At 64.2% G+C, this 5,326-nt stretch carries 8 protein-coding genes; 3 read left to right on the top strand and 5 right to left on the bottom strand.

Going from position 1 to position 5,326, the window contains the following annotated elements; genetic code table 11:
- The 5 genes from VDP82_RS13365 to VDP82_RS13345 form a co-directional block, all read right to left on the bottom strand.
- A partial coding sequence (locus VDP82_RS13365) for a SulP family inorganic anion transporter (protein WP_323015343.1) occupies positions 1 to 1,349 on the bottom strand: 1,349 nt, incomplete at its 3' end.
- Positions 1,350 to 1,375: 26 nt separating this feature from the next.
- On the bottom strand, positions 1,376 to 1,810 hold the full coding sequence (locus VDP82_RS13360) for a DUF6691 family protein (RefSeq protein WP_323015342.1): 435 nt from the start codon (positions 1,808 to 1,810) through the stop codon (positions 1,376 to 1,378).
- On the bottom strand, positions 1,810 to 2,238 hold the full coding sequence (locus VDP82_RS13355; RefSeq protein ID WP_323015341.1) for a YeeE/YedE family protein: 429 nt from the start codon (positions 2,236 to 2,238) through the stop codon (positions 1,810 to 1,812). The genes VDP82_RS13360 and VDP82_RS13355 overlap by 1 nt, the downstream gene beginning before the upstream one ends.
- 92 nt (positions 2,239 to 2,330) lie before the next feature.
- The gene (locus VDP82_RS13350; protein WP_323015340.1) at positions 2,331 to 2,648 is read right to left on the bottom strand and encodes a metalloregulator ArsR/SmtB family transcription factor; all 318 of its coding nucleotides are present in this window, start codon (positions 2,646 to 2,648) and stop codon (positions 2,331 to 2,333) included.
- Entirely contained in the window at positions 2,645 to 3,529 is an 885-nt protein-coding gene (locus VDP82_RS13345; RefSeq protein WP_323015339.1) for an MBL fold metallo-hydrolase, read from the bottom strand. The genes VDP82_RS13350 and VDP82_RS13345 overlap by 4 nt, the downstream gene beginning before the upstream one ends.
- A gap of 294 nt (positions 3,530 to 3,823) precedes the next feature.
- Here VDP82_RS13345 and VDP82_RS13340 point away from each other — a divergent pair, with 294 nt between their 5' ends.
- The 3 genes from VDP82_RS13340 to VDP82_RS13335 are packed head-to-tail and all read left to right on the top strand — an operon-like array spanning position 3,824 to position 5,121.
- A complete protein-coding gene (locus tag VDP82_RS13340) occupies positions 3,824 to 4,087 on the top strand; it encodes a hypothetical protein (RefSeq protein ID WP_323015338.1) in 264 nt (87 codons plus the stop codon).
- Positions 3,982 to 4,254 (top strand): helix-turn-helix domain-containing protein, encoded by a 273-nt coding sequence (locus tag VDP82_RS18070; RefSeq protein WP_416347117.1) that lies wholly within the window; start codon positions 3,982 to 3,984, stop codon positions 4,252 to 4,254. The genes VDP82_RS13340 and VDP82_RS18070 overlap by 106 nt, the downstream gene beginning before the upstream one ends.
- 30 nt (positions 4,255 to 4,284) lie before the next feature.
- Positions 4,285 to 5,121 (top strand): aldo/keto reductase, encoded by an 837-nt coding sequence (locus VDP82_RS13335; RefSeq protein WP_323015337.1) that lies wholly within the window; start codon positions 4,285 to 4,287, stop codon positions 5,119 to 5,121.
- Positions 5,122 to 5,326: the final 205 nt, after the last annotated feature.

Here is a 5,326-nt window from a genome sequence, read left to right as displayed (position 1 = left end):
TAATGCTCGGTGCCCGGCACCTGGCCGACAATGGCGACATGCGGCTTGCTGGTGCGATAAAGATGCAGCAGCAGCGACAGCACCACGCCGGAGACGATGCCCAGTTCCACCCCCCAGCCCAGGGTCACCACGATCGTGGCCGCCATGGCGGCGAAATCAGACCGCGAAGAGGCAAAAACCCGGCGGATGGCAGCCAGATCGACCAGCGTCAGCACGGCTACGATGATCGTGGCCGCCAGCGTCGCCTGCGGCAGGTTGACCAGCAAGGGCGTTAGGAACAGCGCCGCGAGGCCGATGCCCACGGCGGTAAAAACTCCGGCCGCCGGCGTCTGCGCCCCGGCGTCGAAATTGACCACCGAGCGCGCGAATCCGCCGGTCACCGGATAGCCGGACGACAGCCCCGCCGCGATATTGGCCGCGCCCAGCCCGATCAGTTCCTGGTCCGGGTCGATCCGCTGGCGCCGCTTGGCCGCCAGCGTCTGCCCCACCGAAACCGACTCCACAAACCCCACCACCGAGATGAGGAAAGCCGGCGCCAGCAGCGCCATGACCAGATCGAGCGACAGGGTCGGTACACCCAGCCGCGGCAGGCCCTGCGGAATAGCGCCGACAAGGGAGACGCCCCGCGCCCCCAGATCGAGGCCGACCGCCAGCGCAATGGTCACGGCAACGGCGAGGATTGGCGCAGCCTTGGTCATCATGTCTGCCGGTCGGGCCGGAACACGCAGCCCGAGCAGGAGACGCTTGAGATATTTGCGGGCAAAGACCAGAAAGGCGAGCGCGCCCATCCCGATAACCAGCGTCGCCGGATTGATCGATCCTATCTGCTCGGCCATCGAGCGCATGATTTCAGGCAGCGTATTGCCACCGCCCGACACACCCAGGATATGCCGCAACTGGCCAGCGGCGATCAGCAGCCCCGATGCGGTGATGAACCCCGAAATCACCGGATGAGAGAGGAAATTGGCGAGAAAGCCTAACCGGAAAATGCCCATCACAGCGAGCATGCCGCCCGAAAGTAGCGCCAGGCCGGCGGCGGCGGCCAGATAGTCCAGCGTCCCCTCGCCCGCAATCTGGCCCACTGCCGAGGCCGTCATCAGCGAGACCACCGCCACCGGCCCCACCGCAAGGGTGCGGCTGGTGCCGAAAATCGCATAGGCGACGAGCGGCAGGATGGAGGCGTAGAGCCCCACCTCCGCCGGCAGGCCGGCCAGCATGGCATAGGCCAGCGATTGCGGGATTAGCATGATGGTGACGATCACCGCCGCCAGCAGGTCGCTGCCCAGCACGGAGCCGTCATACGCCCTGGCCCAGTGCAGGAAGGGGAAGAAACGCGTGGCTTTGCCCATCGGGTCAACTCTCTTCGGCAAGGAACTCAGACCACAGCACGCTTGGTGAGGGAGTGCCGGGCCAGTCGCGCCAGCGCGATCCCCCCGATCATGGAGCCCACAAACAGCCATGCGGCGCCATGGCCGAGCCCCAGGGCGGGAATCGCCCCGCCTGGGCAGAAGCCGGTAATGCCCCAGCCAATGCCGAACACGGCCGAGCCGGCGACGAGCGGCATGTCGATGCGCCGACTTGTAGGAAGGTGGAACTGGCGGTCAAAAACCGGAACCGGCCGCTTGAGCACCAGCGCATAGCCCAGGGCCGTTACGGCCAGCGCCCCACCCATAACGAAGGCGAGGGATGGATCCCATGTGCCGGCGAAGTCGAAGAAATTCAATACCTTGGCCGGGTTGGCCATGCCCGATAGCGCGATGCCGGCGCCGAAGATGAGACCGATGACGAGGGCGGAAAACAGGCGAAGCATTATAAGCCTCCCAGCAGGTGGCGGACGACGAAGACGGTGGCGGCGGTCGAAACCATGAAGGTCAGGGTGGCGACGAGGGATCGTGGCGACAGCCGCGCCAGCCCGCAAACGCCATGGCCGGAGGTACAGCCGGAGCCGAAATAGACCCCCACCCCCACGATCAAGCCGCCAGGCACCAACCACGCTGAAGGCGTCGGACTGTTGAAAGGAATGGGATAACCCATGAGTGTCACGATCAGAGCCGGCGCGGCGATGGCGCCCAGAAGAAACGCTGCCCGCCAGCCCCAATCATGGGAAAAGGGCGGCACGAGGCCGGAAAGGATGCCGGTCATGCCGGCGATACGGCCATGAAAGGCCATCAGCAACACGGCGGCCAGGCCAATCAGGCCGCCGCCCAGCAGCGACAGCCACGGGGTGAATTCAGTCATGTGTTCGGGTTTCCAGATGTCGGGAATGGAAGCGTCGCATGGCGAAGCCGAAGCGGACAAGGCCCATCGCTAGGGCACGGGTCCACAGCGGCCTATTTGCAGAATAGCCCATGCATGGTGTGGATGAAGCTTTCGATGCGAGGATCGGCGAGCCGGTAAAACACCTGCTTGCCGTCCTTGCGTCCCACGATCAGACCTGCCTCGCGCAAGTCGGCGAGCTGCTGCGACAGGCCGGGCTGGCGAATGCCCAGGGCATCCTCCAATTCGCGTACGGAGCGCTCACCCTCGACCAGTGCACAGACCACCAGCAGGCGATCCGGGTTGGAGAGCTTCTTGAGAAAGGCGGTCGCCTCTCCCACCTTGCTCCTGAGTTCCAGGGCTTCGTCGGAAAGCGGTATCGTCTCCATCATTCGTCCCACGCCGCCCCTTCGAGCAGGTTCATCGGGATCTTGAGGTAGCGCCGGCCATTATCCTCGGGCTCCGGCAGCCGTCCGGCATTGGTGTTGATCTGCAAGGCATGCAGGATCAGCTTGGGCATGGGCAGGGTCTTGTCGCGGGCTTCGCGCGCGGCCACGAAATCGGCCTCGCTCTTATGCACCGCCATGTGGATGTTCCGGGCCTTCTGCTCGGCCACGCTCGATTCCCATTTCGGCGCCCGGCCGCCGGGCTGATAGTCATGGCCGGTGAAAAGCCGGGTCTCGTCGGGCAAGGCCAGGATATCCTGGATCGAAGACCACAATATCTTCGCGCTGCCGCCAGGAAAATCAGCCCGCGCCGTGCCGCTGTCGGGCATGAACAGGGTGTCGTGGACAAAGGCCGCGTCACCGATCACATAGGTGATCGAGGCCAGCGTGTGGCCGGGCGAGAACATCACCCTTGCGTCAATTTCCCCGACCTTGAAGCGCTCGCCCTCGGCAAAGAGCTTGTCCCACTGCGAGCCGTCGGCTGGGAAATCGGTCCAGTTGTAGTAGCCCTTCCAGAGCTTTTGCACCTCGGTCACCTTTTCGCCGATGGCCGTGGGCGCGCCGGTCTTGGCCTTGAGATAGGCGGCGGCGGTGAAATGGTCGGCATGGGGGTGGGTGTCGAGGATCCACTCCACCTCATATCCCTTATCCGCGATGAATTGCAGCATGGCGTCGGCATGCCTGGTCGCGGTCGCGGCCGATTTCTCGTCATAGTCGAGCACCGGGTCGATGATGGCGCATTTCCTCGTCGCCGGATCGGCAACGACATATTGGATCGATCCGGTACGAGGATCATAAAAGCCGGTGACTTCGGGCTTGGCTGCCATGGGGTTTCCTTTGCTCTTGTCCATGGGCCGCGAGGCGGCGTTACCGTCAGATAATAACAATTGCATTTTTATGCAAGCGTTATTTATAGATCATCTGGTCGGCGGGATGAGCGTCTGGGCCGGAAAGCCGCCCGGCGGCGGCGCCATCATCGTGGTGCGATCAGCGGTTTCCGCCCCTTTCATCCACCATATGGTGGATGCGCCCTTCCGCCCATTCCCTAATCTGGCTTTCCGAGCGACGCGCCGGCCCGATGGCGCCATCTGTTCGCTGTTTCCGCCATAACGGAGCATGGCATGAAGCCCCTGATTTCTCGCGCAGCCCTGATCGTCCCTATCGCCCTGCTCGCCTTCGGCGCCCCGGCGCAGGCTCAGCCTTTGCCCAGCCTTCTCGACTTCTTCTCGATGGCCGAACCGACGGAGAGAACGCCGCGCATCGACAATTACGACGAGACCTGGATGATCACCGGCCCGGTGTCCCAATTCAGCGCCCGCGCCACAGAGGGGCCGAGACGCGCGTCCTGCGCCTGCTCTGCGCCGGCCATCCCGTCCGCCACATAGCCGAGCAGTTGGGCATCGCCCCCAGCACCGCCAAAAGCCACATCCTGCGCATCTATGAAAAAAACCGGCCTGCACCGCCAGGCGGATCTGGTGGCGCTGGTCCGCTCTGCGCTTGCCATTTCCCTCTAGCGCGGAACACTCGCCCCGCCGCGGCATTCTCCTGCTAGAACCACAAGGGCAGACAGCGGGAGAAAATCATGGAACATACGATCACTCTCAATGATGGCCACGTCATGCCTCGCCTGGGCTACGGGGTCTGGCAGGTCGACGACGATCAGGTCGAGCCCCTGGTCAGGACCGCCGTCCGATCGGGCTTCCGCCATATCGATACCGCGCAGGGCTATTCCAACGAGCAGGGTGTGGGCCGAGCGCTTCGCGGCCTCGACACACCCAGGGAAAGCCTTTTCATCACCTCCAAGCTGCGTAGCGGCGATATGGGCCACGACAAGGCCCTGCGCTCCTTCGAAGGCTCGCTCAACCGGCTGGGGCTCGACTATCTCGATCTCTTCCTCATCCACTGGCCCCTTCCCGCGCGCGACCGCTATGTGGACACCTGGAAAGCCTTTATCGAGCTGCGCGCTTCCGGGCGCGTCCGCTCCATCGGCGTTTCCAACTTCACGCCCGCCCATCTCGACAGGCTGATCGCGGAAACCGGCGTCGTCCCCGCCGTCAACCAGATCGAATTGCATCCCTTCTTCCAGCAGCGGGATGTCCGCGACTATCACCGGCAGCACGATATCGTCATCGAGAGCTATAGCCCCCTGGGGGGAAGCGGCGGCAATCTGCTCGAAAACGAGACCATCCTCGCCATCGCCGCCAGGCACAAGCGCAAGCCGGCCCAGATTGTCATCCGCTGGCATCTCCAGCAGGGCCTTGTCACGCTCCCCAAGACGGCCACGGCCAGCCGCATCCCGGAAAATCTGGCGGTGTGGGATTTTGAGCTGGATGAAGGCGACATGGCCCATATGGCCGAGCTCGACCGCGCCGAAGGCAAGACCCTGCCGCCGCCCGACAAGATGAACAACGCCTTCTGACGCGCTTTCGGCGCCGCGCAGCGGAAAAGGAACTGCCGCCACCCCCTGGCGTTCCCCTTTGGAGGGCCGACAGATCAGGAGGCGCCAATGGCAGGCAAGCTCATATGGGGAATTCTGGGCGGCGCGGTTGTGGGCGCCGCCTTCGGCGCCATCGCCGGCAATACCGCAATCGGCATTGCCATCTGCATCGCGGCGGGCGCCATCG

The organism is Devosia sp., from assembly GCF_034675085.1.
Taxonomy (GTDB): domain Bacteria; phylum Pseudomonadota; class Alphaproteobacteria; order Rhizobiales; family Devosiaceae; genus Devosia.
The sequence above is the reverse complement of the archived record's forward strand: the minus strand, read 5'-3'. Positions and strand labels throughout refer to the sequence as shown.

Bases quoted from the DNA above. Each gene is read 5' to 3' on its own strand.
- VDP82_RS13335 (WP_323015337.1), top strand. From the start codon at position 4,285: ATGGAACATACGATCACTCTCAATGATGGCCACGTCATGCCTCGCCTG.
- VDP82_RS13345 (WP_323015339.1), bottom strand. From the start codon at position 3,529: ATGGCAGCCAAGCCCGAAGTCACCGGCTTTTATGATCCTCGTACCGGA.
- VDP82_RS13340 (WP_323015338.1), top strand. From the start codon at position 3,824: ATGAAGCCCCTGATTTCTCGCGCAGCCCTGATCGTCCCTATCGCCCTG.
- VDP82_RS13350 (WP_323015340.1), bottom strand. From the start codon at position 2,648: ATGATGGAGACGATACCGCTTTCCGACGAAGCCCTGGAACTCAGGAGC.
- VDP82_RS13360 (WP_323015342.1), bottom strand. From the start codon at position 1,810: ATGCTTCGCCTGTTTTCCGCCCTCGTCATCGGTCTCATCTTCGGCGCC.
- VDP82_RS13355 (WP_323015341.1), bottom strand. From the start codon at position 2,238: ATGACTGAATTCACCCCGTGGCTGTCGCTGCTGGGCGGCGGCCTGATT.